Genomic DNA, 26,163 nt, shown 5'->3' with positions numbered 1-26,163 from the left:
CTCCGGAGGCCGCCAAAAACGCGAACGGGCTGCACAATCCGGGTATGTCGATACGTCACGGACTGCTGGCGCTCCTGGAAGGCGGCCCCCGCTACGGCTCCCGGCTGCGCACCGAGTTCGAGGCGCGCACCGGCGGCACCTGGCCGCTGAACATCGGGCAGGTCTACACGACCCTCGGCCGGCTGGAGCGGGACGGCATGGTCGCGCAGGACGGCCAGGACGACGGCGGACGGGCGCTGTACACGCTGACGGAGGCGGGCCGGGCCGAGCTGCGGGCCTGGTTCGGGCGGCCCGTGGAGCGGGAGAGTCCGCCGCGCGACGAGCTGGCGATCAAGCTGGCCCTGGCGGTCACCGCGCCCGGCGTCGATGTGCGCGAGGTCGTCGAGACCCAGCGCCGGCACGCGTCGCAGGCGCTGCACGAGCACGTACGGCAGCGCGCCCAGGCGCTGGCCGACTCCCCCGGGCATCCGGACGAGCTGGCACGGCTGCTGGTCCTGGAGCAGCTGATCTCTCACGCGGAGGCCGAGATCCGCTGGCTGGACCACTGCGAGGCCCGGCTGCTGCGGCTGACGGTCACCGAGCGCGCGGAGGAGTGACGCAAACCTACACGCCGTGAGCGGTGGATCACCTCGTACGGGGGGCACCACGGTGATGTGATGCACGGGTGCGAGAGAATGGCGGCATGGAGATGCCGAGGAACGAACGGTCGCCGGAGAATCCCCAGATCCTGGTCGTGGGCCAGGACGGCATGGCGATTGGCGGCGGAGGTGACGAGGACTCCCGCGAGATTCCGGTGACGGAGCAGGTCGAGCAGCCGGCCAAGGTGATGCGGATCGGCAGCATGATCAAGCAGCTCCTGGAAGAGGTGCGGGCGGCTCCTCTGGACGAGGCGAGCCGGGCCCGGCTCAAGGACATCCACCGCAGCTCGGTCAAGGAGCTGGAGGACGGGCTGGCACCGGAGCTGGTGGAGGAGCTGGAGCGGCTGTCGCTGCCGTTCCAGGACGAGGGCACCCCCAGCGACGCCGAACTGCGGATCGCGCAGGCGCAGCTGGTGGGCTGGCTGGAGGGCCTCTTCCACGGCATCCAGACCACGCTGTTCGCCCAGCAGATGGCCGCGCGGGCCCAGTTGGAGCAGATGCGCCGCGCCCTGCCGCCGGGGGTCACCCCGGGCATGGGTGAGGACGGCGGCCCCGCGGCCGGCCGCTCGGGCGGACCGTACCTGTAAGCACCTGGACCACGACAAGGAAAGGGCCCGGCGGCCGAACCGCCGGGCCCTTCGCACGTCGGGAGTCAGGAGGCCGGATTGCCCGTCGAGACCTGCAGTTCGAGCTCGACCTTCTTCGGGTTGACGTCGGTACCGGCCGCGGGGAACTGGTTGATCACCGCGCCCTGGCCGTACGTGTTCTCGTCGAGGTTGTCGATCTTCAGCTGCCAGCCCGCGGCCTGCAGGCACTCCTTGACCGAGCCGATGTACTTGAAGCGGAAGTCGGGCACACGGATCTTGCCCGCCTCGTCGTACGACTCCTGCGGCTCGGTGCACTCCGTCTTGTCGATGGTCTTCGAGGTGTCCGGACCGCGATAGCCCGCCACCTGCCTCGTCGACGTGGTCGGGCTGGAACTCCCGCTCGCGCCCTTGTCCTTGTTGCCGCCGGTGTGCAGCAGCACGGCCGCGAGCAGCCCGGTGACCGCGATGATCGACACGATGACCGCGCCCACCACGACCGGCTTGTTGCTCCTGTCGCCGCCGGAGGGCGCGGGCGTCGGCGGCTGCGGTGTGATGGCGTACGGCGGCGGGGTGGACGGCTGCCCGCCGTAGGCGGCCGGCGTCGGGTAGCCGCCCTGCTGCGGATAGCCGTACGACGGCGAGGGCGCGGGCGTGGAGTACGGGTTCGGCGTCGACGGCTGGTACGGCGTCTGGACGGGGCCTGCCGGCCCCGCGGCCGACTGGTCGACCGGCGGGAAGACGGCGGAGCCGACACCGGCACCGCTCTGCGCCGGGGCGCCCGGCACGATGTTCGGCGGGGCGGCCTGGAAGGACGCGGCCACGCGCAGGCACTCGTCGCGCATGGCGACGGCGTTCGGGAAGCGCTCGTTCGGGTTCTTCTTCAGCGCGCGGGCGACCAGCGCGTCCACGGCCGGGGGCAGCGCGCGGTTGACGGAGGAGGGCGCGACCGGTTCCTCCTGCACGTGCGCGTAGGCGATGGCCAGCGGGGAGTCCGCTTCGAACGGCAGCCGTCCGGTGACCAGTTGGAACAGCATGATGCCGACCGAGTACAGGTCGGAGCGGGCGTCGACGCCGCGGCCCAGGGCCTGCTCGGGCGAGAGGTACTGGGGGGTGCCGACGACCATGCCGGTCTGCGTCATGGACGTCACACCGGACTGCATCGCGCGCGCGATGCCGAAGTCCATCACCTTGACCACGCCGCGCTTGGTCATCATGACGTTGCCCGGCTTGATGTCGCGGTGCACCAGCCCCATCTCGTGGCTGATCTCCAGGGCCGCGAGCACGTCCGCGGTGACCTTCAGCGCCTTGTCGGCGGGCATCGCGCCGAACCGCCGTACGTCCTCGTCGAGCACGGAGCCGAGGGGGCGGCCCTCTACGTACTCCATGACGATGTACGGGGTCGTCATCCCGTCGAGGGTGTCCTCGCCGGTGTCGAAGACCGAGACGATGTTGGTGTGCGTGAGCTTGGCCACGGCCTGCGCCTCGCGGCGGAAGCGCTCGCGGAAGGCCTGCTCCCGGCCGAGGTCGGTGTGGAGTGTCTTGATCGCGACCTGCCGGTCCAGCGTGGCGTCGTACGCCAGGTGCACCGAGGCCATGCCGCCCTCGCCGAGCAAGTCGCGCAGCTGATACCGGCCGCCGGCGAGCGCCCGGCCCGCGTAACGGCCCTGTGCGGCGTCCTGGCTCATGTTCCGCGTCCCCCATGGGCCTTCAGGCGCCGGCCCGGCTGTCGTTGATCGAATGGCTCATTCCCGGCCAAGTCTGCCCGAGGGCACTGACACGTCAAGCGCGGTGCCCGTTCCGTGACCGTACGCGAAAGAAGCGTCGCGCGAGCGTTACAGAGGCTGTACGGCCGGTACACAGAATTTGCACGACCACACCGGAAGACGGTTTGATGGCCGGTCCGTCTCGTGCCGGTTCCGGCCCCCTTCTCGGACCGGCGGCTTGCGTTGAGGCTGTAGCGTGGCCGACGGAGACCGTAACAACACCGCGCGCACCGCGGGCAGAAACGACGGCGAGGACTGATGGAGCAGCAGCAGCGCGCTCAGGGCCCGTCCGACCCCGAGGCGACTGGCGGCGGTATGTCAGATGCGCCGGAGATGTGGGGTAACGGCGGGCTTGTCGGGGACGGCCGGTATCGGCTGACCCGCAGACTCGGCCGGGGCGGCATGGCAGAGGTGTTCGCCGCGGAGGACGTGCGCCTGGGGCGCACCGTCGCGGTGAAGCTGCTGCGCGCCGACCTCGCGGAGGATCCGGTCTCCAAGGCCCGCTTCACCCGCGAGGCCCAGTCGGTGGCCGGCCTCAACCACCACGCGATCGTCGCCGTGTACGACTCCGGCGAGGACTACGTGGGCGGCCAGTCGGTGCCGTACATCGTGATGGAGATCGTCGAGGGCCGCACCATCCGCGACCTGCTGATCAACGCCGAGGCGCCGGGGCCCGAGCAGGCCCTGATCATCGTCTCCGGCGTTCTGGAGGCGCTCGCCTACTCGCACCAGCACGGCATCGTGCACCGCGACATCAAGCCGGCGAACGTCATCATCACGCACAACGGCGCCGTCAAGGTCATGGACTTCGGCATCGCGCGCGCCCTGCACGGCGCGTCCACGACGATGACGCAGACCGGCATGGTCATGGGCACGCCCCAGTACCTCTCCCCGGAGCAGGCGCTCGGCAAGGCCGTCGACCACCGCTCCGACCTGTACGCGACCGGCTGTCTGCTGTACGAACTCCTCGCTCTGCGGCCCCCGTTCGTCGGGGAGACCCCGCTGTCGGTGGTCTACCAGCACGTCCAGGACGTGCCGGTCCCGCCGTCGCAGATCTCGGGCGGGGAGTCTCCGCCGGAGCTCGACGGCCTCGTCATGCGCTCGCTCGCCAAGGAGCCGGACGACCGCTTCCAGACCGCCGAGGAGATGCGCGGCCTCGTCCAGTACGGGCTGCAGATGCTCTACGACCAGGGCGGCCACACCGGCACCTGGAACACCGGGCCGGTCGACATGCACGACGGCCGGCACACCCCGGCCGCCGGTTTCGCCGGCACGCAGGTGCTGCCGCACCCGGCCGACGGCTCCGGCACGACCCAGATCCCACAGCCGATCCTGCCGGGCGGCGGTTACGGCGGCGGGGACGACGGCGGCTTCGAGGGGCACGGCAACAGGGGCAGCGGCCGCGGCAAGCTGTGGATCCTGGCCGTCCTCGCGGTGATCGCCATCGCGGCGGGCGTCGCGCTGGCGCTGCAGAAGAGCGGCGGGGACGGGGGCGGCGCCGGGACCTCCCAGACGCCCACCACCTCGCAGACCACCAAGGACGACACCAACAGCGAGACACCGAGCGACCAGTCCACGGACCAGTCCGCCGACACGTCCACGGACGACGGCTCGGGCACGAACACCGGGTCCGGGGACTACACGCCGTCGTACACCCCGTCGTACACGCCGTCCCGGAGCTCGACCAGCCAGCCGAGCAGCCAGCCGACGAACAAGCCGACGACCTCGGCACCGGCGGACACGCCCAGCGAGACGTCCCAGCCCTCGGAGACGTCGGACCCCAGTGGCGGCGCCGGTGGAGACAACGGTGGCCTGACGCAAGGGATCGGCGGCTGACCCGGTCGCTCTCGATCAACCTGCACGCGCGTGGGAGCTCGCATGCTCCCGCGCGCGTACCGCCGACAGGGCTCTTCACGCGCGTGCACCGGTCATGAGCCCGGCCGTCACCCCGCGAACGCCTCGCACACCGTGTCGTACTCGCGGGTCCACCACACCGCGAGGGCCGAGGCCGCCGGGAACTGGGGGTCGGCCCGGGTGTCGCCGCGTTCGTAGTGCCAGCGCAGCATCCAGAAGTCGTTGAGCCGCTCCCACCACACGCGGTGCACGGCCGCCGCCAGCTGGGAGGGCGTGGCGCCCGCCGTACGCCGGTACGCGCGCGCGTACGCCCGCACCTTCGGCAGGTCCAGGGTGCCCGCGGGCCGTACGAAGAAGATCGCGGCGGCGCGTACGGCCTCCTCCGCGCGCGGGCGCAGCCCCAGCCGGTCCCAGTCGACGATCGCGGCCGGCGCATCGCCCTTGTAGAGCAGGTTGAACGGGTGGAAGTCGCCGTGCACCCAGCCCACCGAGCCGCCCCGCGGGGGACGCCGGTCGGCGTGCTGCTCCAGCAGCGCGCGCCGCTCCAGGAGGCGGTGCCGGGCGAGTTCGTCGAAGGAGTCGGCGGGCCGGTGGCGGTGCACCCGGCCGAGCAGGTCGTCGATGAGGGTGAAGGTGTCGGCGGGGTCGGCGCTCTCGGCGCGCGCGTCCGGGGCGGGCGGATGCGAGGCGGCCGGATCCGAGGCGGCCGGGTCCGAGGCGAGTGCCCGCGCGCGGGGCGGCATCACGCGCTCCAGGCTGGCGTGGACGAGTCCCAGCAGCGCCCCCAGCCGCGCGCACTGCCCGGCGGTGAGCTGGCCGCCGTGCCGGTGCCGTCCCTCGACCCAGGGATGCAGCGCGTACGCGTGCCCGCCGACGACGGCGACCGTGCGCCCGTCCCTGCCGGGCAGCGGGGGCGCCACCGGGACGCCCAGGTCCGCAAGGCGCTGGGTGGCCCGGTGCTGGCGGGCGATCGCGGCCGGGTCGGCGGTCTCGGGGTCGAAGTGGTGCTTGAGGAAGTAGCGGCCCCGGGTGGTGCACAGGCGGTAGCCGCGGTTCAGCAGGCCCTGTTCGACGGGCTCACAGGCGAGGGCGGAACCGGCGGAGTACTGGCGCAACAGGGCGCCCAACGGGGGCGCGTGAGGGTCGTGGGGTGGTACAGAGGAGCGCGGCACGCGCCAGATGCTAGGGCACGAGCCGGGCCTGTGAGCTGGGCGTTGTCACAGGCAGTCGCATTCGGTCACACCATGTGCTCGAAGTGGCCTTCAGGGCCACCATCGGTGCCACCATCGGGATTTTCCGTGCCGTGTCCGCGCAGGTGTCCGCGCAAGTCCGACACGGAAACCCTTCCCGTGACCTCGGTCACCGATATAACGTGCCGTTGTTCCGGCCCCCTGCAAGGCTGTGACCAGGACAAGTTCCGGGCTCTCGGGATTTACTTGGAAATCCAAGCAAAATCCCAGGTCAGGAGGGGTTTCACAGAGATGTGGAGCACTGGGTAACGTGCCTTGTGCAGGGCGCTCGCCGGGGCACCTTGTCACGCCTGTTCCGGCCGAGTGGCACCCACCCCGTGCACGGGTGTCGGAACAGGTGAGCCGTACTGGTACCCGGCAACCCCGGGGGCCGGACCGACGGAGGAGCACACGTGACCGTGGAGAGCACTGCCGCCGCGCGCAAGCCGCGACGCAGCGCCGGGACGAAGAAGTCCCCGAGCACCAAGCCCGAACTCGTTCAGTTGCTGACGCCCGAGGGCGAGCGCCTGAAGAACGCCGAGTACGACAAGTACGTCGCCGGCATCACCCCGGAAGAGCTGCGCGGTCTCTACCGCGACATGGTCCTCACCCGTCGCTTCGACGCCGAGGCCACCGCCCTGCAGCGCCAGGGCGAGCTCGGCCTGTGGGCCTCCTTGCTGGGCCAGGAGGCCGCCCAGATCGGCTCCGGCCGGGCCACCCGCGAGGACGACTACGTCTTCCCGACCTACCGCGAGCACGGCGTCGCCTGGTGCCGCGGGGTCGACCCGACCAACCTGCTCGGCATGTTCCGCGGCGTGAACAACGGCGGCTGGGACCCCAACAGCAACAACTTCCACCTCTACACGATCGTCATCGGCTCCCAGACGCTGCACGCCACCGGCTACGCGATGGGCGTCGCCAAGGACGGCGCCGACAGCGCGGTGATCGCCTACTTCGGCGACGGGGCGTCGAGCCAGGGCGACGTGGCCGAATCGTTCACCTTCTCCGCGGTCTACAACGCACCGGTCGTGTTCTTCTGCCAGAACAACCAGTGGGCGATCTCCGAGCCGACCGAGAAGCAGACCCGGGTCCCGCTCTACCAGCGCGCCCAGGGCTACGGCTTCCCGGGCGTCCGCGTGGACGGCAACGACGTGCTGGCCTGTCTCGCGGTGACCAAGTGGGCGCTGGAGCGGGCCCGCAGCGGTGAGGGCCCCACGCTGGTGGAGGCGTACACCTACCGGATGGGCGCGCACACCACGTCCGACGACCCCACCCGCTACCGGGGCGACGAGGAGCGGCTGGCCTGGGAGGCGAAGGACCCGATCCTGCGGCTTCGCCGGTACCTGGAGGCCTCAAACCACACGGACGAGGGATTCTTCGCGGAACTCGAGGCCGAGTCCGAGGCGTTGGGCAGACGAGTGCGCGAGGCGGTCCGTGCCATGCCGGACCCGGACCACTTCGCCATCTTCGAGAACGTGTACGCGGACGGGCACGCGCTCGTCGACGAGGAGCGAGCCCAGTTCGCCGCCTACCAGGCGTCGTTCGCGGACGGAGAGGGGGCCTGACATGGCGGAGACCGTGACATCCAGGACGGCGACATCCAAGACCATGGCTGTGGCCAAGGCGATCAACGAGTCGCTGCGGCGCGCCCTGGACGCGGACCCCAAGGTGCTCGTCATGGGTGAGGACGTCGGCAAGCTCGGCGGTGTCTTCCGGGTGACGGACGGCCTGCAGAAGGACTTCGGCGAGAGCCGTGTCATCGACACCCCGCTCGCCGAGTCCGGAATCGTCGGCACGGCGATCGGCCTCGCGCTACGCGGCTACCGCCCGGTCGTCGAGATCCAGTTCGACGGCTTCGTCTTCCCGGCCTACGACCAGATCGTCACCCAGCTCGCCAAGATGCACGCGCGTTCCCTGGGCAAGGTCAAGCTCCCGGTCGTCGTCCGCATCCCGTACGGCGGCGGCATCGGCGCGGTCGAGCACCACTCCGAGTCCCCGGAGTCACTGTTCGCGCACGTGTCGGGCCTGAAGGTGGTCAGCCCCTCCAACGCCTCGGACGCCTACTGGATGATGCAGCAGGCCATCCAGAGCGACGACCCGGTGATCTTCTTCGAACCCAAGCGCCGGTACTGGGACAAGGCCGAGGTCGACCCGGAGGCCATCCCCGGCCCGCTGCACAAGGCGCGGACCGTGCGCACGGGCACCGACCTGACCCTGGTCGCGTACGGCCCGATGGTGAAGCTCTGCCAGGAGGTGGCCGACGCGGCCGCCGAGGAGGGCAAGTCGCTGGAGGTCCTGGACCTGCGCTCCATCTCCCCCCTGGACTTCGACTCGATCCAGACCTCGGTGGAGAAGACCCGCCGCCTGGTCGTCGTCCACGAGGCACCGGTGTTCTTCGGCTCGGGCGCGGAGATCGCCGCCCGGATCACCGAGCGCTGCTTCTATCACCTGGAGGCTCCGGTGCTCCGGGTCGGCGGCTACCACGCCCCGTACCCGCCGGCCCGGCTGGAGGAGGAGTACCTGCCGGGCCTGGACCGGGTGCTCGACGCCGTCGACCGCGCCCTGGCGTACTGAGGAGAGGGTCGTGACGACGATGACGGAAGCGTCCGTACGCGAGTTCAAAATGCCGGACGTGGGCGAGGGGCTCACCGAGGCAGAGATCCTCAAGTGGTACGTGCAGCCCGGCGACACCGTCACCGACGGCCAGGTGGTGTGCGAGGTCGAGACGGCCAAGGCGGCCGTCGAACTGCCCATCCCGTACGACGGGGTGGTGCGCGACCTGCACTTCCCCGAGGGCACCACGGTCGACGTGGGCACGCCGATCATCGCGGTGGACGTCTCCGGCGGTGCGGCTCCGGCCGAGGTTCCCGCCCAGGCGCCGGCCGAGACCGCCGCCCCCGTCGAGGAGAAGAAGCCCGAGGGTTCGGGCCGCCAGCCGGTCCTCGTCGGCTACGGCGTGGCGACGTCCTCCACCAGGCGCCGGCCGCGCAAGGGCCCGGAGGTCCTGGTCTCCCAGGCGTCGGCGGCGGTCCAGACCGAGCTGAACGGCCATGGCGGGCCGGCGCCGGCCGCCGAGACCGCCGCTGTCGCGGACAAGCCCCGGCCGCTGGCCAAGCCGCCGGTGCGCAAGCTGGCCAAGGACCTGGGCGTCGACCTCGCGACGGTGGTCCCGTCCGGCCCCGACGGCATCATCACGCGCGATGACGTCCACGCGGCGGTGGCCTCCACGCAGGCGCCGGAAGCGGCGGTGGAGGCACCGTCCGCGCTTGCGGTCGCTCCCGCGCCCGTGCCGACGTACGACGCGGCCCGTGAGACGCGTATCCCCGTCAAGGGTGTCCGCAAGATGACCGCGCAGGCGATGGTCGGGTCGGCGTTCACCGCGCCGCACGTCACGGAGTTCGTGACGGTGGACGTGACGCGGACGATGAAGCTGGTGGAGGAGCTCAAGCAGGACAAGGAGTTCGCGGGTCTGCGGGTGAGCCCCCTCCTCCTGATCGCCAAGGCCCTGCTGGTGGCGATCAAGCGGAACCCCGACATCAATGCGTCCTGGGACGAGGCCTCCCAGGAGATCGTCCTCAAGCACTACGTCAACCTGGGTATCGCGGCGGCCACTCCTCGGGGGCTGATCGTCCCGAACATCAAGGACGCCCACGCGAAGACGCTGCCGCAGCTCGCCGAGTCCCTGGGTGAGCTGGTCTCCACGGCCCGCGAGGGCAGGACGTCCCCGGCCGCTATGCAGGGCGGCACGGTGACCATCACCAACGTCGGCGTCTTCGGCGTCGACACGGGCACGCCGATCCTCAACCCCGGGGAGTCCGCGATCCTCGCGGTCGGCGCGATCAAGCTCCAGCCGTGGGTCCACAAGGGCAAGGTGAAGCCGCGTCAGGTCACCACCCTGGCCCTCAGCTTCGACCACCGCCTGGTCGACGGCGAACTGGGCTCCAAGGTCCTCGCGGACGTGGCGGCGATCCTGGAACAGCCGAAGAGGTTGATCAGCTGGGCGTGACGTACCCGGACAAGATAGGTTGAAAGGCGAAGGGACGGCCGCAAGTTCCAGTTGCGGCCGCCCCTTCATTTCGTTTTCTCGCTCGGGATCAGTTCAGCACGTAGACCGGCGCCCCGTCCTCGGCCGCACTCTGCTGCCGGATGCAAGCGTGCTTGCGAAGCATCCGCAGGCACTCGTTGACACGCTGCACGGACAGACCCGTACGGGCGGCGATCACTTCGAGCGGTTGACGAAGCTCACCCTCCTCCACCAGCACCGGTGCGATGACCACGGCCACGGTCCAGACGTCCTCCGTCACGGCCAGCCGCCGACGCCAGTCGGCGAGGACGGAGGTGCCGGACGCTGGAAGGCCAGCATGTCGAGACGGTCCGCGATGCGTTCCATGGCCTGGGCGATGGTCTGTTGTGCGGCGAGGGTGGCGCGCTGCAGATCGAGCATTTCCTGCTGGGTGTCGGCGATCTTCTGCTGCGTGCCTGCGATCTTCTGCTGCGTGTCCACGATCTCCTGTTGCAGGGCGAGCGATTTGTGCTGCGCGACTGCGAATTGTTCGTCCGCCTGAAGGTTGCGCTCCTCAAGTCGCACGATGGCTTCGGCGACCTGCTCCGGCATGGCGTAGGCGATGGGGGCGCCAGGTTCGGCGGGCTGCACCTCGGCTTCTTCGAGGGTGTAGGAGCCTTCCCGTTGGACGGTCTCGATGACTTCGGCGGCCCATTGCAGATCGATGAGGTTCAGGTCTCGACGCCATGACCTACCTGCGGGAATGCTGAGACCGTGACTTCCAGTCACTGTCTCGAGATTCTTTCGGTGCTCCTCCGGGACATGGTCGAGAAGAGCTTTCCGGGGCGTGGTGTAACCGAGTTCAGTACACACATCCACGGCCGGAAACCAGTGAGTCCCACCTCCGCTGCGGAACCTAGGGCGGAGAAAATCGAATATGCCAGCTGACTTATTGATGTTCACTTGTGCGAGCGAAGTTCGCGGATTCCGCTTGCCGACGGGTGTGAACGGTGAAGGGCCCCTCGCCGGGTGGTGAGGGGCCCTTCGGGCAGAGTGTTGAGCTGGGGTCAGCCGAGCTTTGCGAAGCCGTAGTTCATCAGCTTCTTCGCGTCCGCCTCGCGGTTCGGGATGGACGTGGAGGACAGCACCGTGCCGATGACCGTCTTGCCGCCCCGCGTCGCGGCGAAGACCAGGCAGTAGCCGGCCTCCGGACCCGAGCCGGTCTTGACGCCGATCGTGCCGCTGTAGCTGCTGAGCAGGCCGTTGGTGTTGGTCCACGCGGCCATCGTGCGGGTGGAGCCCGTCCTCGTGATCGTCTTCGCCGTGTACGACTTCGTCTTGACGATCGCGCGGAAGTTGGCGTTCTTCATCGCGCTGCTGGCGATCTTCGTCAGGTCGCGCGGCGTCGAGTAGTTGTTGCCGTTGCCGATGCCGTCGAACGAGTCGAAGTGCGTGTTCGTCAGGTGCAGGTCCGACGCGGCCTTGTTCATCTTGCCGATGAAGGACTTCACGCGCGCGGCCCGGGTCGTGCCGGAGCCGTAGGTGTCGGCGAGCGCGTACGCGGCGTCGCAGCCGGACGGCAGCATCAGCCCGTACAGCAGCTGACGGACGGTGACCTTGTCGCCGACGATCAGGTGGGCCTGGGAGGCGTTGTTCGCGACGACGTAGTCGCTGTACGCCTTCTGGATCGTGACCTTCTTGTCCAGGTTCAGGTTCGACTGCGCGAGCACGACCTTGGCAGTCATGATCTTCGTGGTCGAGCCCGTCGAACGCTTGGTGTCCGCCGCCTTGGTGTACAGCGTCGACCCGTTCGCGTTGTTCATGACGTAGCCGCCCTTGGCCACGATCGAGGGCGTGGTGACTGCCTGCGCGGGTGCCGCGGCGAAGGCCCCGGCCGCGAGAACGGCGCCGGCGGTGACACTGACCGCGGCGGCTCGGCGGAGGCGGCTGCCCTTGGTGCCGGTGATGGCGGTAATCAACTGAAATACCCCGATTAGGTTGAAAGCCCCTGATATGCGGCCGAGTTGGATGGGGAGCGAATGGGGCCGCACGTGTGAGACACGTAAATAGCACAGTTGGTTGCACCGTTGCTGTGTGGGGTTCCTGTGACGGGTGATTCGTCCGCATGTCGCGCGACCGCATCCCTTCACGACCGTCCGGATGGTGGAACGGATCTCTCATGCGTACGTGATGTATCTATGCTGTTCGCATGAGTAGCCCGGGGAGCCTGACCGCCAAGCGACCGCCCGCCGCCGACCGCGTCTACGCGCACGTCAAACAGGGCGTCCTGGAGCGCCGGTACGAGGGCGGGACCCTGCTCACCGAGGGCGAGCTCGCCGAGGCCGTCGGGGTCTCGCGCACCCCGGTGCGCGAGGCGCTGCTGCGCCTGGAGGTGGAAGGGCTGATCAGGCTCTACCCGAAGAAGGGCGCTCTGGTCCTGCCGGTCTCCGCGCAGGAGATCGCGGACGTGGTCGAGACCCGGCTGCTGGTCGAGGAGCACGCGGCGAGGAAGGCCGTACCCGCTCCGGCCGGCCTCGTCGAGCGGCTCGAGGAGCTGCTGGCGCGGCAGAAGCAGCAGGCCGCCGACGGTGACCTCGCCGGAGCCGCGGTCACCGACCGCTGCTTCCACGCCGAGATCGTCCGCAGCGGCGGCAACGAGATCCTCTCCCGGCTCTACGACCAGCTCCGCGACCGACAGCTGCGCATGGGCGTCGCGATCCTGCACTCGCACCCCGACCGGATCGCCAAGACCCTCATCGAGCACGCGGAGATCCTCGAGGCGCTGCGCTCCGGGGACGCGGAGGCTGCCGTCGGGATCGTCCACCGGCATGTGGGCTGGTTCTCGCACCTGGCCCGGGGTGAGGTCCGATGAGCTCCTCCTCGGCCACCCTCCCGGGCGATCCTCCGGGCGGCCGGCGCGCGATCGCCGTCTGGGGCATCGGCGTCTCCGTCTACTTCGTCGCCGTCATCTTCCGTACGTCCCTGGGCGTGGCCGGCCTCGACGCGGCCGACCGCTTCCATGTGAACGCCTCGGCGCTGTCGACCTTCTCGATCCTGCAGCTGCTGGTCTACGCCGGCATGCAGATACCGGTCGGCCTGCTGGTGGACCGGCTCGGCACCAAGAAGGTGCTGGCCCTGGGCACCGTGCTGTTCACGGCGGGGCAGCTCGGTTTCGCGTTCTCGCCCACCTACGGCACGGCCCTCGCCTCCCGCGCGCTGCTCGGCTGCGGTGACGCGATGACGTTCATCAGCGTGCTGCGGCTGGGCAGCCGCTGGTTCCCGGTCCGCCGCGGCCCGCTGGTCGCGCAGCTCGCGGGGCTGGTCGGCATGGCGGGCAACCTGGTCTCCACCCTGGTCCTGGCCCGCCTGCTGCACGGCGTCGGCTGGACGCCGGCCTTCGCGGGCAGCGCCGTCGCCGGTGTCGTCGTCCTGGTCCTGATGCTGCTGTTCCTCAAGGACCACCCCGAGGGCCACGAACCGGAGCCCTTCCCGCACCAGGGCACCGCGTACGTACGACGCCAGATCGCCGCTTCCTGGCGGGAGCCGGGGACACGGCTGGGTCTGTGGGTGCACTTCACGACCCAGTTCCCGGCGATGGTGTTCCTGCTGCTGTGGGGCCTGCCGTTCCTGGTCCAGGCGCAGGGCCTGTCCCGCGCCACGGCCGGTGAACTCCTCACCCTGGTCGTCCTGTCCAACATGGTCGTCGGGCTGGTCTACGGCCAGATCGTCGCCCGGCACCACACGGCCCGGCTGCCGCTGGCACTCGGCACGGTCGGTGCGACGGCCCTGATGTGGGCGGTAACGCTGGCCTACCCCGGTGAGCACGCGCCGATGTGGCTGCTGATCGTGCTCTGCACGGTGCTCGGGGCGTGCGGCCCGGCGTCGATGATCGGCTTCGACTTCGCGCGGCCCGCCAACCCTCCGGAGCGTCAGGGAACGGCCTCCGGGATCACCAACATGGGTGGTTTCGTCGCCTCGATGACGACGCTGTTCCTGATCGGCGTGCTCCTGGACGCCACCGGTGACGACTACACCATCGCCTTCTCCGCGGTGTTCGTGCTGCAGGCGCTGGGCGTCAGCCAGATCCTGCGGCTGCGGCGCCGGGTTGCCCGGCGGGAGCGGGAGCGGCTGGTGGCGAGCCGGGTGGAGACGGTGCACGTACCCGCGTGAACCGGATGAAGACGGTGCGTAACCGCGTGACCCTCCGGTTCATGCCAACGGACCTTCATGGCGGACGTGTTGCTCTGTCATGGGCGTGTGACAGGGGTGTCGTGAAGCGGGGACGGGCGTGACCTGCGGGGCCTTCGGGAGCTCATAGTCGTCGAACGAGCGAACGCCGTACTCGTTTCCGACGCTCCCGAAGGGAACCCCGATGAACCGCCACCTGCACAAGGCCGCCCTCGTCACCGCCGCGATCACGGCCGGCCTGCTGATGACGGCGTGTCAGAACGGCTCCTCGCACAGCGGTGGCACGACCGGTGGCGCCAACTCCCAGCACACGTCGACGTCGAAGACCTCGTCGAAGGGGACGTCGAAGGTGTCCAAGACCTCGAAGCGCTCCCACGCCTCCGGCACGAGCGCCCGGACCACCACCTCGGGCACCGCCCGGGGCGCCGGCACGACCGTCACCGGCGGCACGGTCGGCTACCTCGCCCCCGGCAAGTACACCGTCCATGTCCCCGGCCGCACCGACCAGGCCTTCTTCACCGCCACCGACACCGAGGTCTACGGCGCCGGAAAGATCTGCGGCAGCCCCCGCTCCGAGGCCCGTCCGCGCTGCACCCTCGACCAGTTGGAGACGGCCACCAGGAAGGCCCCCGTCACCGCCGACGTCACGATCAGGAACGGCGTCGCCACCGTCGTCCGCGAACGCCACGACGTCGACAGCGGCGGCACCGGTGGCTCGGGCGTGAACGCCACCTACGACGGCACCGTCTCCTACCTCGCCCCGGGCAAGTACACGGTCGCCCCGAAGCAGGGCGGCACCCCGCAGGCCTTCTACGTCGCGAACGACACCGTCGTGCACGGCGCCGGCGGTATCTGCGGCAGCCCCATGTCGCAGGCGATGTCCACGTGCACCCTCGACCAGCTGGAGACCGCCGCCAAGAAGGGCGTGGCGGCGAAGGTCGTCATCGCCGACGGCGTGGCCACCTCCGTCACCGAGGACCGCTGAACGAAGCGACGCCGGGCTACGGCGTCACCGTGAAGTTGCGCAGGACGGCCGCCGTCAGCTCCGGATCGCCCTCCGCCTTCACCCGGTCCGCCACCGCCTCCGGCGTCACCCGGCCGCAGGCCAGGCGTACGAACGTCTCCCAGTCCAGGGTGAAGGTCGCGGCGGGCCCGAGCGCGGGGGCCGTCTCCAGCGTGCCGCGGCCCTGGATGTCGACCCTGATGGTGCGCAGGAACTCCACCGGCCCGTGCACGTCGAAGACGATCGCCGAACTGCGCGGCGCGTTCGCCCGCTCGGCCACCACCGCGGGCAGTTCGCCGAGGAGCACGTCCCGCGCGATGTGCGCGCCGGGGGAGTCGAGATTGCCGGGACGGCCCAGCGCGGCGCGCAGGTCCTGCTCGTGCACCCACACGTTGAACGCGTGGCCCCGCATGGCCTCCTCCAGCGTCAGCTCGGTGCCGAGCGGACCGCGCACCTTGGTGCCCGGGTCGCGCGACTCGTTGCGCAGCTGACGGTTGCGCCGGATGATCACGTACTCCAGCTCGGAGGTCATCTCCGGCGCCGTGTGGTGGCGGCGGACGTCGACCTGCATCTCCATGTAGCGCTGGAGGTCGTTGGTGACGTGGAACAGGTCCCGCGGCAGCGTGTGGATGGGACGCGGGTCGCCGAGCATCTCGCAGTCCAGGCCCATGACATGGGAGACCACGTCCCGGACCGACCAGCCGGGGCAGGGCGTGCGCCGGTTCCACTCTCCCTCCACGAGCGGGCCCACCAGTTCGGATATGGCTTCGATGGAGTGGGTCCAGGCGTCGGCGTAGGGCTGGAGGGTGGGATGCAGACTCACGGAACGGGACCCCTCGGCGGTCGGTACACGGGCGGTGGTGGCGGCTTTGCCAGTGGGAGGTGGCGGCTGCTGTCGGCGGGTGTCGTGGAACGCTAAGTTACGCTGCTGTGAGGCACCCCGGCAGTGCTTTCGTGTGACGATCGTAGGCCTGTGTGGACGGCTCGAATGCCAGGACGGTGGTAGTGTGCGCGCCTCTCTGCTCCAGATCGACGTGAACGAGGGCGAATCGGTCGAATCCCGTCGGCGTCGGGTGGCCTCGCTGGTACGGGAGCAGGCCGGGGCCGATCTCGTCGTCCTGCCCGAGCTGTGGACCACGGGTGCCTTCGCGTACGAGCGGTTCGCCGCCGACGCCGAGCCGCTTCAGGGGCCGACGTACGAGGCCATGGCGAAGGCCGCGAGCGACGCGGGCGTGTGGCTGCACGCGGGCTCGATCCCCGAACAGGACCCTGCGGGCACTCTCTACAACACCTCCCTCCTCTTCTCACCCTCAGGCGACCTGGCCGCCGCCTACCGCAAGATCCACCGCTTCGGCTTCGACAAGGGCGAGGCCGTGCTGATGGGTGCCGGACGCGAACTGGTGACGGTCCGTCTGCCCGACACCACCCTCGGCGTCGCCACCTGCTACGACCTCCGTTTCCCCGAACTGTTCCGCTCGCTCGTCGACTCCGGCGCCGAGACCCTCGTCGTCCCGGCGGGCTGGCCGGAGCGCCGCCGGGCGCACTGGACGCTGCTGGCCCAGGCGCGGGCGGTCGAGAACCAGGCGTTCGTGCTCGCCTGTGGAACGGCCGGGACGCATGCCGGAGTTCCGCAGGCGGGTCACTCGATCGTGGTGGATCCGTGGGGCGAGGTGCTGGCCGAGGCGGGGCCCGGCGAGGAGGTCCTCACCGTCGACTTCGACCCGGCGAAGGTGGCGACGACCCGGGAGCAGTTCCCGGCCCTGAAGGACCGGGTCCTGGGCCTGGAGCCCCCGCACACGTTCTGAGGCCGGCCGAAAAGGCCTCGGTCACGCGCTCCGAGCGTCCGGAAGGCCTCAGCCGCGCTCCGGAAGGCCTCAGTCCTCCTCGCGTTCCTTCTCCGCCAGATGGATCACGCACACCGTCACCGCGATCAGCAGCGCCGGGTCCGCGTCGTCGCGCACCACGTCGACGCCGTACGTGTCCCGGATGTGCAGCCAGCGGCGCGAGATGACGGCGAGCAGCTCACCGTCGTACTCGATGGCGAACTCCCGGTCGAGGATCTTGCCGCTGACGTCGAGTTCGGTGCCGTCGACGAGCGTCACCCGGTAGTGGTGGCGCAGCAGCGACAGGCGCTTGCGCTTGATCTTGGCGAGGGTCTCGCCGTCCCGTTCGATCACCATGGTGTCGCGCAGGGCGAACATCTTCTGGTGGATGTCGATCAGGACCCGCCCCTGGGTGTCCTTCAGCTCGAAGGTGTCCCTGAGGCGCATCGCCTTGCCGTCGACGAGGAAGACCTTGCCGCCGTGCTCGTCCTCGATCCAGTAGTCCTCGCCGATGCCGAGGAGCCGGTCGCGTACCTGGAATCTCATGTCCCCACCTCTTCCCCGGGCGTCGGCCCGAAACGCCGCCGGTAGGCCGACGGGCTGAGCCCCGTCTCGCGCCGCACGCGCGCGCGTAGGTTGGCCGCGCTGCCGAGGCCGCTCCTCGCGGCGACGACGTCCAGCCGTTCCTCCCCGCGCTCGATGAGACGGCAGGCGAGGGCGACGCGTTCCCCGGTCAGCCAGCCCAGCGGGGTCGTGCCCAGCTGGACGCGGAAACGGCGGTGCAGGGTCGCCGGGGACACCGCGGCCCGGGCCGCCAGGTCCGCCACCGTCAGCGGCTCGCCCAGCCGCTCCTGCGCCCAGGCCAGCAGCGGTCCCAGCGACTCGTCGGGCACGTCCGGCACCGGCCGCTCCACGAACTGCCGCTGCCCGCCGTCCCGGTGCGAGGCGAAGACCAGCCGCCGGGAGACGGCGTTCGCGAGCTCCGCCCCGTGGTCCCGGCGCCAGATGTGCAGCCCGAGGTCGAGCGCGGCCGCGCTGCCCGACGCCGTGAGCAGATCGCCCTCGTCGACGAACAGCACGTCCGGCTCCAGCAGCACCTTCGGATGCAGCTCCCGGAACAGGTCCGCCCAGCGCCAGTGGGTGGTGGCCCGCCGCCCGTCCAGCAGTCCGGCCTCGGCGAGCGCGAAGGTCCCGGTGCAGAAGCTGACGACGCGGGCGCCACGCGCGTGCGTGCGGCGGATCGCCTCCAGTACCGCCTCCGCGCGCGGGACGACGTTGTCGGGCCGCCCCGGGACGACGAGCGTGTCCGCCCCGTCCACCGCGTCCAGCCCGGGCACCCCGGTCAGCGTGAAGAACCCGTGGTTCATCCGCACCTCACGCGCGGGCGCGCACACCGTCACCTCGTACAGCGGCCCCGCGAGCCCCAGTTCGGGCCGGGGCAGCCCGAACAACTCGGTCGCCACGCCCACCTCGAAGGGGTTGGTGCCCTCGTCGACGATCACCGCGACCCGGTGTGGAGGGGGCTGAGAGGATCCTTGCGCCATATGCGATTTCTAGCACTCACGCACCGTCCCGGCCCACCCCCACGATGGACCCATGACCAAGGAACCCATCGCCCTGTCCGCCGCCCTCGCGTCCTTCACGGACCGCTGGAGCCCGCGCATCGTCACCGCCGTCAACGACTACGACGTCCGCGTCGCCAAGGTCGAGGGCGAGCACGTCTGGCACGTCCACGACCACACCGACGAGTTCTTCCTGGTCCTGGACGGCGAACTCCACATCGCCCTGCGCGAACCCTCCGGCGAACGCACCGTCGTCCTCCCGAAGGGCTCCGTCTTCACGGTCCCCCGCGGCACCCACCACAAGCCCTACGCCCCGGCCCCCACGGAGATCCTCATGCTCGAACCCACCGGCACCCTCACGGTCGGCGACCACCACGAGGAGATCCCCAGCCACGTGGACGCGACGACGGGCCACGCGCTTTCGTGACTGTCAGTGGCGGGTGGCACTCTTGAGCCATGACCGACTCCACTCCCCGGCGCGTCCGCGTCCGAGCCCCCGAGCTGGTGGGCAAGGGCGGCTGGCTGAACACGGGCGACCAGCAGTACACCCTGTCCGACCTGCGTGGACGCATCGTCGTGCTCGACTTCTGGACGTTCTGCTGCATCAACTGTCTGCACGTCCTCGACGAGCTGCGGGAGCTGGAGGAGAAGCATGCCGACACCGTCGTGGTCATCGGGGTGCACTCTCCGAAGTTCGTGCATGAGGCCGAGCACGCGGCGGTGGTCGACGCCGTGGAGCGGTACGGGGTGGAGCATCCGGTGCTGGACGATCCGGAGCTCGCGACCTGGAAGCAGTATGCGGTGCGGGCCTGGCCCACGCTGGTGGTGATCGACCCCGAGGGGTACGTCGTCGCGCAGCACGCCGGTGAGGGGCATGTGCACGCGATCGAGCGGCTGGTGACGGAGCTGGAGGCGGAGCACGAGGCGAAGGGGACGCTGCGGCGCGGCGACGGGCCGTACGTGGCGCCGGAGCCGGAGCCGACCACCCTGCGCTTCCCGGGCAAGGCGCTGGTCCTGCCGGACGGCACCTTCCTGGTCAGCGACACCACCCGGCATCAGTTGGTGGAGCTGGAGGCGGACGGGGAGACGGTGGTGCGGCGCATCGGGTCCGGTGCGAGAGGGTTCGCCGACGGTTCGGCGGAGGTGGCGGCGTTCAACGAGCCGCAGGGCCTCGCCCTCCTCGACGAGGCCGCGGTCGTCGTCGCCGACACCGTCAACCACGCGCTGCGCCGCCTCGACCTCGCCACCGGCGAGGTCACCACGCTCGCCGGCACCGGACGCCAGTGGTGGCAGGGCTCGCCCACGTCGGGTCCCGCGCGCGAGATCGACCTCTCCTCCCCGTGGGACGTGGCCCTCTTCGGCGGCAAGGTCTGGATCGCCATGGCCGGCGTCCACCAGCTGTGGGCGTACGACCCGGCCGGGGGCACCGCCCAGGCTTTCGGCTCTGGGGGAGGGACGGTCGCCGTCACGGCCGGCACCACCAACGAGGGGCTGGTCGACGGGCCGGGTCCGGAGGCCTGGTTCGCCCAGCCCTCCGGCCTCGCGGCGACCGCCGACCGGCTCTGGCTGGTCGACTCCGAGACCTCGGCCCTGCGCTGGGTGGACCTCGACGGCACGGTCCGCACCGCCGTCGGCACGGGCCTGTTCGACTTCGGTCACCGCGACGGCCCGGCCGGACAGGCCCTGTTCCAGCACCCGTTGGGCGTGACGGCCCTCCCCGACGGCTCGGTGGCCGTGAGCGACACCTACAACCACGCCCTGCGCCGCTACGACCCCTCGACCGCTGAGGTCACCACCCTCGCGACCGACCTGCGCGAACCGAGCGACGCGGTGCTGGTGGGCGAGGACATCGTGGTGGTCGAGTCGGCGCGGCACAGGCTGACCCGGCTGCGTCTGCCGGAGGAGGCGGTCCGGGTGGAGTCGGTCGCCCACCGCACGCGGCGAGCAGCCACCGAAGTCGCCCCCGGCAGGCTCCGGTTGGACGTGATCTTCCAGGCTCCCGCGGGCCAGAAACTGGACACCCGGTACGGCCCCTCGACCCGCCTGCTGGTGTCGTCGACGCCCCCCGGGCTCCTGCTGAAGGGCGAGGGGGCCGACACCGACCTCTCCCGCACCCTGGAGCTCGACCCCGGGATCACGGAAGGGGTCCTGCACGTCTCCGCGATGGCCGCGTCCTGCGACGACGACACGGACAACCCTTACCCGGCCTGCCATGTCCACCAGCAGGACTGGGGAGTTCCGGTCCGCCTCACCGAGGGCGGGGCGGACCGGCTGCCGTTGGTGCTGGCAGGGATGGACGACTCGGCCGGCTGACCGGGGTCAGCGACGGCGCGGGCGCGGCGCCAGCTTGAACAGGGCCACCCCTGCGGCCATCAGGGTCGTGGCCGTGACGAGCAGCGCCATGCTGTTCATCCACATGCCCGTGGCGGCCAGGGTGGCGCCGCCGGCGCCCGTGGTCCCGGCGCCGATCACTCTTCCGTACATGTCGTGCTTCTCCTAGCGGGTGTGCGGGGGTTGGTTCGCGGGGGGTGGGTCAAGGGGGTGTCAGGTCGCCACCCACTTCTCCTCGCTGCGGCGCACCAGCCCCCACAGCGAGGTGAAGTAGACGGCGTGCTGGAAGAGGTCGTAGAGCATCTCGGGGACCATCAGCGCGGCGACCAGCACCGCCCGAGGTCCGGCGCGCCGTACGGAGACCGTCTTCTCGACCACGAAGAGCAGCCCGATCGCCGTCCAGAACGGGGAGAATCCGGGCCAGCCGTACAGCGTCGTGTAGGTGGTCATGTAGGTCAGGTAGACCAGGAAGCACAGGGCGCCGAAGCCCATCATGAACTGCTGCAGGAAGTAGCGCGCGGTGACCCGGGTCCAGCCGTAGTCGCGCAGGTTCTCCAGCGCGCCCCGCTGCCAGCGCAGCCGTTGGTGCCACAGCTTGCCCAGGGTCGGCATGACCTCGGTGGTGACCGCGCAGCCGGCCGGTGACATGGCGCGGTAGCCGAGGGTCTTGACGGCCTTCGTCATCTCGTCGTCCTCGGTGAGCGAGGCGAGGCTGTAGTAGCCGTTGCCGCCGCCGATGACCCCGGCGCGGCGGGCGGCGCGGACCTCGCGCAGCACCCGCGCGCGGAACATCGTGCCGGTGCCGGTGAGCACCTGTGCCTTGCCGCCGGAGCGTTCCAGCTCCCAGGCGTAGCGGTGGAACTCCATGCGCTGGAGCAGTCCGAGGAAGCCGCCGCCCTCCTCGCCGTAGAACACCCCGCCGACGGCGCCGACCTTGCGGTTGAAGGTGCCCATCGCGGTCTCGTTGAACCACGGGTCGAGCACGGTGTCCGCGTCCTGCACCAGCAGCAGGTCGCGTTCCTCGAGATGGGGCAGCACCCAGGCGATGGCCTGGTTGAGGGCGCCGGCCTTCTTGTGGGTGTTGCCCTGGGTGTGGAAGACCTGCGCGCCGTGGGCGGCGGCGATCTCGGCGGTGGCGTCGGTGCAGTTGTCGCACACGACGACGATCAGGTCGGGACGCCGGGTCTGTCGCCAGAGCCCTTGAACGGCATCGGCGATGCGGTCCTCTTCGTTGTGGGCCGGGATCAGCACCACGAGCCGCAGCGGTCCGTCGAGTTCGTCGGGTGCGGCATGGGCGCGACGGGCCGCGTGCCGTCGCGAGGGCCGTGGCCCCGCGACGGGCGCCACGGCGGTCGTCTCCGCCGGGTGGTGCACGGGGAGCCCTCCGGGTGTGCTGATGGTTCACGCCCGGCACGTGCGACCCCCCGGGCACTACAACACTCCGGAGTCTTCACTATTTTCACACAAGTCAACAAGACATCCCTGATCACGGAATGCTCACGGTTGTCGTCGCTTGCCCTGTGCGTCCGTCAGTATCCGTCAGTAGGGGAGGTGTCCCTTACGTGCGGTATCCGGTCTACATGCCGTATCCGTCGGAGTATCCGTCCGTGCGACGGTGGCGAACCTCCTCCTCCACGACCGGTGTCGTCGGCGGTACCACGACGCGCCGGCGCCGGGCGATGCCGCTGAAGGTGCTGATCCCGATCAGGCCGACGATCATCAGGATGATCCCGACCAGGTCGAGGTTGACCCCTTGCATGTGCCAGTCGGTCGCGAACGTGAGGATGGCTCCCACGGCGATGAGGATGATGCACCCGCCGAGGCCCATGAGTGTCGCCTCCCTGTCCGGTCGTTGCGTAGAACCCGAGTACCCGGACGGACATCACCCATGCGCCACGGCCCGGTTGACTACCCCTCCAGGAACGCCACCAGCGAATTCGCCAGCAGATAAGGGTCGTTCGCGCCGCACAGCTCCCGGACGCTGTGCATGGACAGGATCGCGACGCCGATGTCGACGGTCTTGATGCCGTGCCGGGCCGCGGTGATGGGGCCGATGGTCGTGCCGCAGGGCATGGAGTTGTTGGAGACGAAGGACTGGAAGGGGACGTTCGCCTTCTCGCAGGCGGCGGCGAAGACCGCGCGGCCCGAACCGTCGGTGGCGTAGCGGTTGTTGACGTTGACCTTGAGGATCGGCCCGCCGTTGACCCGCGGGTGGTGCGTCGGGTCGTGCCGCTCGGCGTAGTTGGGGTGCACCGCGTGACCCGTGTCGGACGACAGGCACACCGTGCCCGCGAAGGCTCTCGCCCGGTCCTCGAAGGACCCGCCCCGCGCGAACACCGACCGCTCCAGCACACTTCCGAGCAGCGGCCCGTCCGCCCCGGTGTCCGACTGCGAGCCGTTCTCCTCGTGGTCGAAGGCGGCGAGGACGGGGACGCAGGGCAGGTCGGTGCCGCTGACGGCGGCTAGCGCGGCCACGCCCGCGTGCACCGACAGGAGGTTGTCCATGCGCGGCCCGGCGAGAAGCTCCTTGTCCCGGCCCAGGTACGCCGGCGGCTCCACCGGGTGCGTCATCAGGTCCCAGCCGGTCACCTCGCCCGCCGCGAGCCCCGCGCTCTCCTCCAGGAAGGCGATCAGATCGCCGTCGCGCACGTCGTTGCCCAGACCCCAGACCGGCAGCATGTGGCGCTGCTTGTCGAGCTTGAGGCCCTCCGCCGAGACAGAACGGTCCAGATGGATGGCGAGCTGCGGCACCCTCAGCAGCGGCCGGTCGACGTTCACCAGCCGGGTCGAGCCGTCCCGCAGGGTCAGCCGGCCGGCCAGCCCCAGGTCACGGTCGAGCCAGGAGTTCAGCAGCGGGCCGCCGTAGATCTCCACGGCCACCTGGCGCCAGCCGTGCGCCCCGGTGTCGGGCAGCGGCTTGACCCGCAGGTTCGGGGAGTCGGTGTGCGCGCCGACGATACGGAACGGCGTGTGGGGCGCCGCGCCCTCGGGGACGTGCCAGGCCACGATCGCGCCGCCGCGCAGCACGTACTTGCCGCCGCTCGTCCCGTCCCAGGCGTCCGTCTCCGCGACCTGCCTGAACCCTGCCTTCTCCAGCCGCTCGGCGGCACTCGCCACCGCGTGGTACGGCGACGGGCTCGCCGTCAGGAAGGACATGAGGTCGTCGGTGTGGCCGCGGTCGAAGCGGGGGGGTTCGCTCATGGGGTTCACCTTAACGACGTACGAGGGCCCACTCCGCGTACAGGGAGCGGGCCCTCGTGAGGGCGATGTGGAATTTTGGCTACCCAGATCCGGCGGCCACGGAACCCACAACCGGCGGGACCGGAGCCGCGACTAGAACGCGGCCTCGTCCAGCTCCATCAGGTCCAGGTCGACGCCCTCGGCGAGCTTGCGCGCGCCGGTCACGCCCGGCAGGACGTTGGCCGCGAAGAACTTCGCCGCCGCGATCTTGCCGGTGTAGAACGCCACATCTTTGGAAGACACAGCCTTCGCGGAGGCCGTCTCCAGCTTCTCGGCGGCGATCGCGGCGCCCTTGAGCAGCAGGTAGCCGACGACCACGTCACCGGAGGCCATCAGCAGGCGGGTGGTGTTCAGGCCGACCTTGTAGATGTTCTTGACGTCCTGCTCGGTGGCCGCGAGATCGGTCAGCATCAGGCCGACGATCGCCTCCAGCTCGACGGCCGCCTTCGCCAGGTGCTCGCGGGCGCCGGCCAGCTCCTCGCCGCCGGTGCCCAGCGCCAGGAACTTCTTGATGTCCTCGGCGAGGGAGTTGAGGGCCGCGCCCTGGTTGCGGACGATCTTCCGGAAGAAGAAGTCCTGGCCCTGGATCGCGGTGGTGCCCTCGTACAGGGTGTCGATCTTGGCGTCGCGGATGTACTGCTCGATCGGGTACTCCTGCAGGAAGCCGGAGCCGCCGAAGGTCTGCAGCGACTGGGCGAGCTGCTCGTAGCCCTTCTCGGAGCCGTAGCCCTTCACGATCGGCAGGAGCAGGTCGTTGAGCGCGTGCTCGGTCTTGGCGTCCTCGCCGTTCGCCTCCTTGACGGCGATCGCGTCCTGGATCGAGGCGGTGTAGAGGACGAGCGCCCGCATGCCCTCGGCGTACGCCTTCTGCGTCATCAGCGAACGACGCACGTCGGGGTGGTGGGTGATGGTGACCTTCGGCGCGGTCTTGTCCATGAAGTTCGCCAGGTCCGGACCCTGGACGCGCTCCTTGGCGTACTCCAGCGCGTTCAGGTAGCCGGTCGACAGCGTCGAGATGGCCTTCGTGCCGACCATCATCCGGGCGAACTCGATGATCCGGAACATCTGGCGGATGCCGTCGTGCTTGTCGCCGATCAGCCAGCCCTTGGCGGGGTGCTTGTCGCCGAAGGTCATCTCGCAGGTGTTGGAGGCCTTCAGGCCCATCTTGTGCTCGACGTTGGTGGCGTACACGCCGTTGCGCTCGCCCAGCTCGCCGGTCTCCCAGTCGAACAGGTACTTCGGCACGAGGAAGAGCGACAGACCCTTGGTGCCGGGGCCGGCGCCCTCGGGGCGGGCCAGCACGTAGTGGAGGATGTTCTCCTCCATGTCGTGCTCACCGGAGGTGATGAACCGCTTCACGCCCTCGATGTGCCAGGAGCCGTCCTCCTGCTGGACCGCCTTGGTGCGGCCGGCGCCGACGTCGGAACCCGCGTCGGGCTCGGTGAGCACCATCGTGGAGCCCCAGGTGCGGTCCACCGCGATCTGCGCCCACTTCTTCTGCTCCTCGGTGCCCTCCTCGAAGAGGATGCGCGCGAACGCCGGGCCGGAGGAGTACATCCAGATCGCCGGGTTGGCGCCGAGGATCAGCTCCGCGTACGACCAGATCAGCGAGGGCGGGGCGGTCGTGCCGCCGATCTCCTCGGGCAGGCCCAGGCGCCAGTACTCGGAGTCCATGAAGGCCTTGTAGCTCTTCTTGAAGGACGCCGGGACCGGCGCGGTGTTGGTCTCCGGGTCGAAGACCGGCGGGTTGCGGTCGGCGTCGGCGAAGGACTCCGCCAGCTCGTTCTCCGAAAGGCGGGTCAGCTCCTCGAGGATGCTCTTGGCGGTCTCGGTGTCCATCTCCTCGAAGGGTCCGGTGCCGTACAGCTTGTCGCGTCCGAGTACTTCGAAGAGGTTGAACTCGATGTCGCGGAGATTCGACTTGTAGTGCCCCATGGCGACG

The 26,163-nt window shown here is 70.1% G+C and carries 23 protein-coding genes and 1 pseudogene; 12 read left to right on the top strand and 12 right to left on the bottom strand.

All coding sequences use genetic code 11. From position 1 onward, the window contains the following. The first annotated feature begins 44 nt into the window (after window positions 1-44). Entirely contained in the window at window positions 45-596 is a 552-nt protein-coding gene (locus ACWCQ1_RS08025; protein WP_358597509.1) for a PadR family transcriptional regulator, read from the top strand. A gap of 86 nt (window positions 597-682) precedes the next feature. Then, the gene (locus tag ACWCQ1_RS08020; RefSeq protein ID WP_133044003.1) at window positions 683-1,225 is read left to right on the top strand and encodes a bacterial proteasome activator family protein; all 543 of its coding nucleotides are present in this window, start codon (window positions 683-685) and stop codon (window positions 1,223-1,225) included. 65 nt (window positions 1,226-1,290) lie between these two features. On the opposite strand, the gene ACWCQ1_RS08015 is transcribed toward ACWCQ1_RS08020, so the two are convergent. Then, entirely contained in the window at window positions 1,291-2,910 is a 1,620-nt protein-coding gene (locus tag ACWCQ1_RS08015; RefSeq protein ID WP_133044004.1) for a protein kinase domain-containing protein, read from the bottom strand. 336 nt (window positions 2,911-3,246) lie between these two features. On the opposite strand from ACWCQ1_RS08015, the gene ACWCQ1_RS08010 reads away from it, so the two are divergent. Beyond that, window positions 3,247-4,824, top strand: a complete 1,578-nt coding sequence (locus ACWCQ1_RS08010) for a protein kinase domain-containing protein (protein ID WP_133044005.1) — start codon at window positions 3,247-3,249, stop codon at window positions 4,822-4,824. A 107-nt stretch (window positions 4,825-4,931) separates the two neighbouring features. Here ACWCQ1_RS08010 and ACWCQ1_RS08005 read toward each other — a convergent pair whose 3' ends face one another. Next, window positions 4,932-6,014, bottom strand: coding sequence for a phosphotransferase (locus tag ACWCQ1_RS08005; RefSeq protein ID WP_133044006.1), 1,083 nt, complete (start codon window positions 6,012-6,014; stop codon window positions 4,932-4,934). A gap of 470 nt (window positions 6,015-6,484) precedes the next feature. On the opposite strand from ACWCQ1_RS08005, the gene pdhA reads away from it, so the two are divergent. From pdhA to ACWCQ1_RS07990, 3 genes are read left to right on the top strand one after another with little or no spacing between them, the layout of a single operon-like run. Further along, window positions 6,485-7,636 (top strand): pyruvate dehydrogenase (acetyl-transferring) E1 component subunit alpha, encoded by a 1,152-nt coding sequence (pdhA, locus tag ACWCQ1_RS08000; protein ID WP_208781496.1) that lies wholly within the window; start codon window positions 6,485-6,487, stop codon window positions 7,634-7,636. A gap of 1 nt (window position 7,637) precedes the next feature. Beyond that, window positions 7,638-8,645 (top strand): alpha-ketoacid dehydrogenase subunit beta, encoded by a 1,008-nt coding sequence (locus ACWCQ1_RS07995; protein WP_208781497.1) that lies wholly within the window; start codon window positions 7,638-7,640, stop codon window positions 8,643-8,645. Between the two features lie 10 nt (window positions 8,646-8,655). Next, window positions 8,656-10,077 (top strand): dihydrolipoamide acetyltransferase family protein, encoded by a 1,422-nt coding sequence (locus ACWCQ1_RS07990; RefSeq protein WP_451026068.1) that lies wholly within the window; start codon window positions 8,656-8,658, stop codon window positions 10,075-10,077. 88 nt (window positions 10,078-10,165) lie between these two features. Here ACWCQ1_RS07990 and ACWCQ1_RS07985 read toward each other — a convergent pair. Together ACWCQ1_RS07985 and ACWCQ1_RS07980 are read right to left on the bottom strand one after the other, a co-directional pair. Then, window positions 10,166-11,031 (bottom strand): annotated as a pseudogene (locus ACWCQ1_RS07985) (BRO family protein). Window positions 11,032-11,141: 110 nt separating this feature from the next. Next, window positions 11,142-12,053 carry a D-alanyl-D-alanine carboxypeptidase family protein gene (locus ACWCQ1_RS07980; protein WP_133044010.1) on the bottom strand — a complete coding sequence of 304 codons (912 nt, stop codon included), beginning with the start codon at window positions 12,051-12,053 and terminating at the stop codon, window positions 11,142-11,144. Window positions 12,054-12,283: 230 nt separating this feature from the next. Here ACWCQ1_RS07980 and ACWCQ1_RS07975 point away from each other — a divergent pair, with 230 nt between their 5' ends. The 3 genes from ACWCQ1_RS07975 to ACWCQ1_RS07965 all read left to right on the top strand — a co-directional run bounded on the left by ACWCQ1_RS07975 (window position 12,284) and on the right by ACWCQ1_RS07965 (window position 15,247). Continuing rightward, entirely contained in the window at window positions 12,284-12,946 is a 663-nt protein-coding gene (locus tag ACWCQ1_RS07975; protein WP_451026067.1) for a GntR family transcriptional regulator, read from the top strand. After that, window positions 12,943-14,244 carry an MFS transporter gene (locus tag ACWCQ1_RS07970; RefSeq protein ID WP_358597523.1) on the top strand — a complete coding sequence of 434 codons (1,302 nt, stop codon included), beginning with the start codon at window positions 12,943-12,945 and terminating at the stop codon, window positions 14,242-14,244. The genes ACWCQ1_RS07975 and ACWCQ1_RS07970 overlap by 4 nt, the downstream gene beginning before the upstream one ends. A gap of 202 nt (window positions 14,245-14,446) precedes the next feature. Further along, window positions 14,447-15,247, top strand: coding sequence for a hypothetical protein (locus tag ACWCQ1_RS07965; protein ID WP_358597526.1), 801 nt, complete (start codon window positions 14,447-14,449; stop codon window positions 15,245-15,247). Between the two features lie 16 nt (window positions 15,248-15,263). On the opposite strand, the gene ACWCQ1_RS07960 is transcribed toward ACWCQ1_RS07965, so the two are convergent. Further along, window positions 15,264-16,088: a maleylpyruvate isomerase family mycothiol-dependent enzyme gene (locus ACWCQ1_RS07960; RefSeq protein ID WP_133044014.1), complete on the bottom strand. Its 825-nt coding sequence runs from the start codon at window positions 16,086-16,088 to the stop codon at window positions 15,264-15,266. Window positions 16,089-16,272: 184 nt separating this feature from the next. Between ACWCQ1_RS07960 and ACWCQ1_RS07955 the strand changes: the two genes are divergently transcribed. After that, window positions 16,273-17,070 (top strand): carbon-nitrogen family hydrolase, encoded by a 798-nt coding sequence (locus ACWCQ1_RS07955; protein WP_133044015.1) that lies wholly within the window; start codon window positions 16,273-16,275, stop codon window positions 17,068-17,070. A gap of 69 nt (window positions 17,071-17,139) precedes the next feature. Here the strand turns inward: ACWCQ1_RS07955 and ACWCQ1_RS07950 are convergent, their stop codons facing one another. Together ACWCQ1_RS07950 and ACWCQ1_RS07945 are read right to left on the bottom strand one after the other, a co-directional pair. Then, on the bottom strand, window positions 17,140-17,634 hold the full coding sequence (locus tag ACWCQ1_RS07950) for an LURP-one-related/scramblase family protein (RefSeq protein WP_133044016.1): 495 nt from the start codon (window positions 17,632-17,634) through the stop codon (window positions 17,140-17,142). Beyond that, window positions 17,631-18,632, bottom strand: a complete 1,002-nt coding sequence (locus tag ACWCQ1_RS07945) for a helix-turn-helix domain-containing protein (protein ID WP_133044017.1) — start codon at window positions 18,630-18,632, stop codon at window positions 17,631-17,633. Before ACWCQ1_RS07945 ends, ACWCQ1_RS07950 begins: the two co-directional genes overlap by 4 nt. A 52-nt stretch (window positions 18,633-18,684) precedes the next feature. On the opposite strand from ACWCQ1_RS07945, the gene ACWCQ1_RS07940 reads away from it, so the two are divergent. Continuing rightward, window positions 18,685-19,077 carry a cupin domain-containing protein gene (locus ACWCQ1_RS07940; RefSeq protein WP_451026066.1) on the top strand — a complete coding sequence of 131 codons (393 nt, stop codon included), beginning with the start codon at window positions 18,685-18,687 and terminating at the stop codon, window positions 19,075-19,077. 29 nt (window positions 19,078-19,106) lie between these two features. Further along, window positions 19,107-20,963, top strand: coding sequence for an NHL domain-containing thioredoxin family protein (locus ACWCQ1_RS07935; RefSeq protein ID WP_358597538.1), 1,857 nt, complete (start codon window positions 19,107-19,109; stop codon window positions 20,961-20,963). A gap of 6 nt (window positions 20,964-20,969) precedes the next feature. Here the strand turns inward: ACWCQ1_RS07935 and ACWCQ1_RS07930 are convergent, their stop codons facing one another. The 5 genes from ACWCQ1_RS07930 to ACWCQ1_RS07910 all read right to left on the bottom strand — a co-directional run bounded on the left by ACWCQ1_RS07930 (window position 20,970) and on the right by ACWCQ1_RS07910 (window position 26,156). Further along, window positions 20,970-21,134 (bottom strand): hypothetical protein, encoded by a 165-nt coding sequence (locus ACWCQ1_RS07930; RefSeq protein WP_165954846.1) that lies wholly within the window; start codon window positions 21,132-21,134, stop codon window positions 20,970-20,972. A gap of 60 nt (window positions 21,135-21,194) precedes the next feature. Beyond that, window positions 21,195-22,235, bottom strand: coding sequence for a glycosyltransferase family 2 protein (locus tag ACWCQ1_RS07925; RefSeq protein ID WP_133044338.1), 1,041 nt, complete (start codon window positions 22,233-22,235; stop codon window positions 21,195-21,197). A 322-nt stretch (window positions 22,236-22,557) separates the two neighbouring features. Continuing rightward, window positions 22,558-22,809: a DUF6458 family protein gene (locus ACWCQ1_RS07920; RefSeq protein WP_133044020.1), complete on the bottom strand. Its 252-nt coding sequence runs from the start codon at window positions 22,807-22,809 to the stop codon at window positions 22,558-22,560. A gap of 80 nt (window positions 22,810-22,889) precedes the next feature. Beyond that, a complete protein-coding gene (locus ACWCQ1_RS07915) occupies window positions 22,890-24,182 on the bottom strand; it encodes a M18 family aminopeptidase (RefSeq protein WP_451026065.1) in 1,293 nt (430 codons plus the stop codon). 132 nt (window positions 24,183-24,314) lie between these two features. Continuing rightward, complete coding sequence (locus ACWCQ1_RS07910) at window positions 24,315-26,156, bottom strand: acyl-CoA dehydrogenase (protein ID WP_358597545.1); 1,842 nt, start codon at window positions 26,154-26,156, stop codon at window positions 24,315-24,317. Window positions 26,157-26,163: the final 7 nt, after the last annotated feature.

Source organism: Streptomyces sp. NPDC002144, from assembly GCF_053593695.1.
The sequence above is the reverse complement of the archived record's forward strand: the minus strand, read 5'-3'. Positions and strand labels throughout refer to the sequence as shown.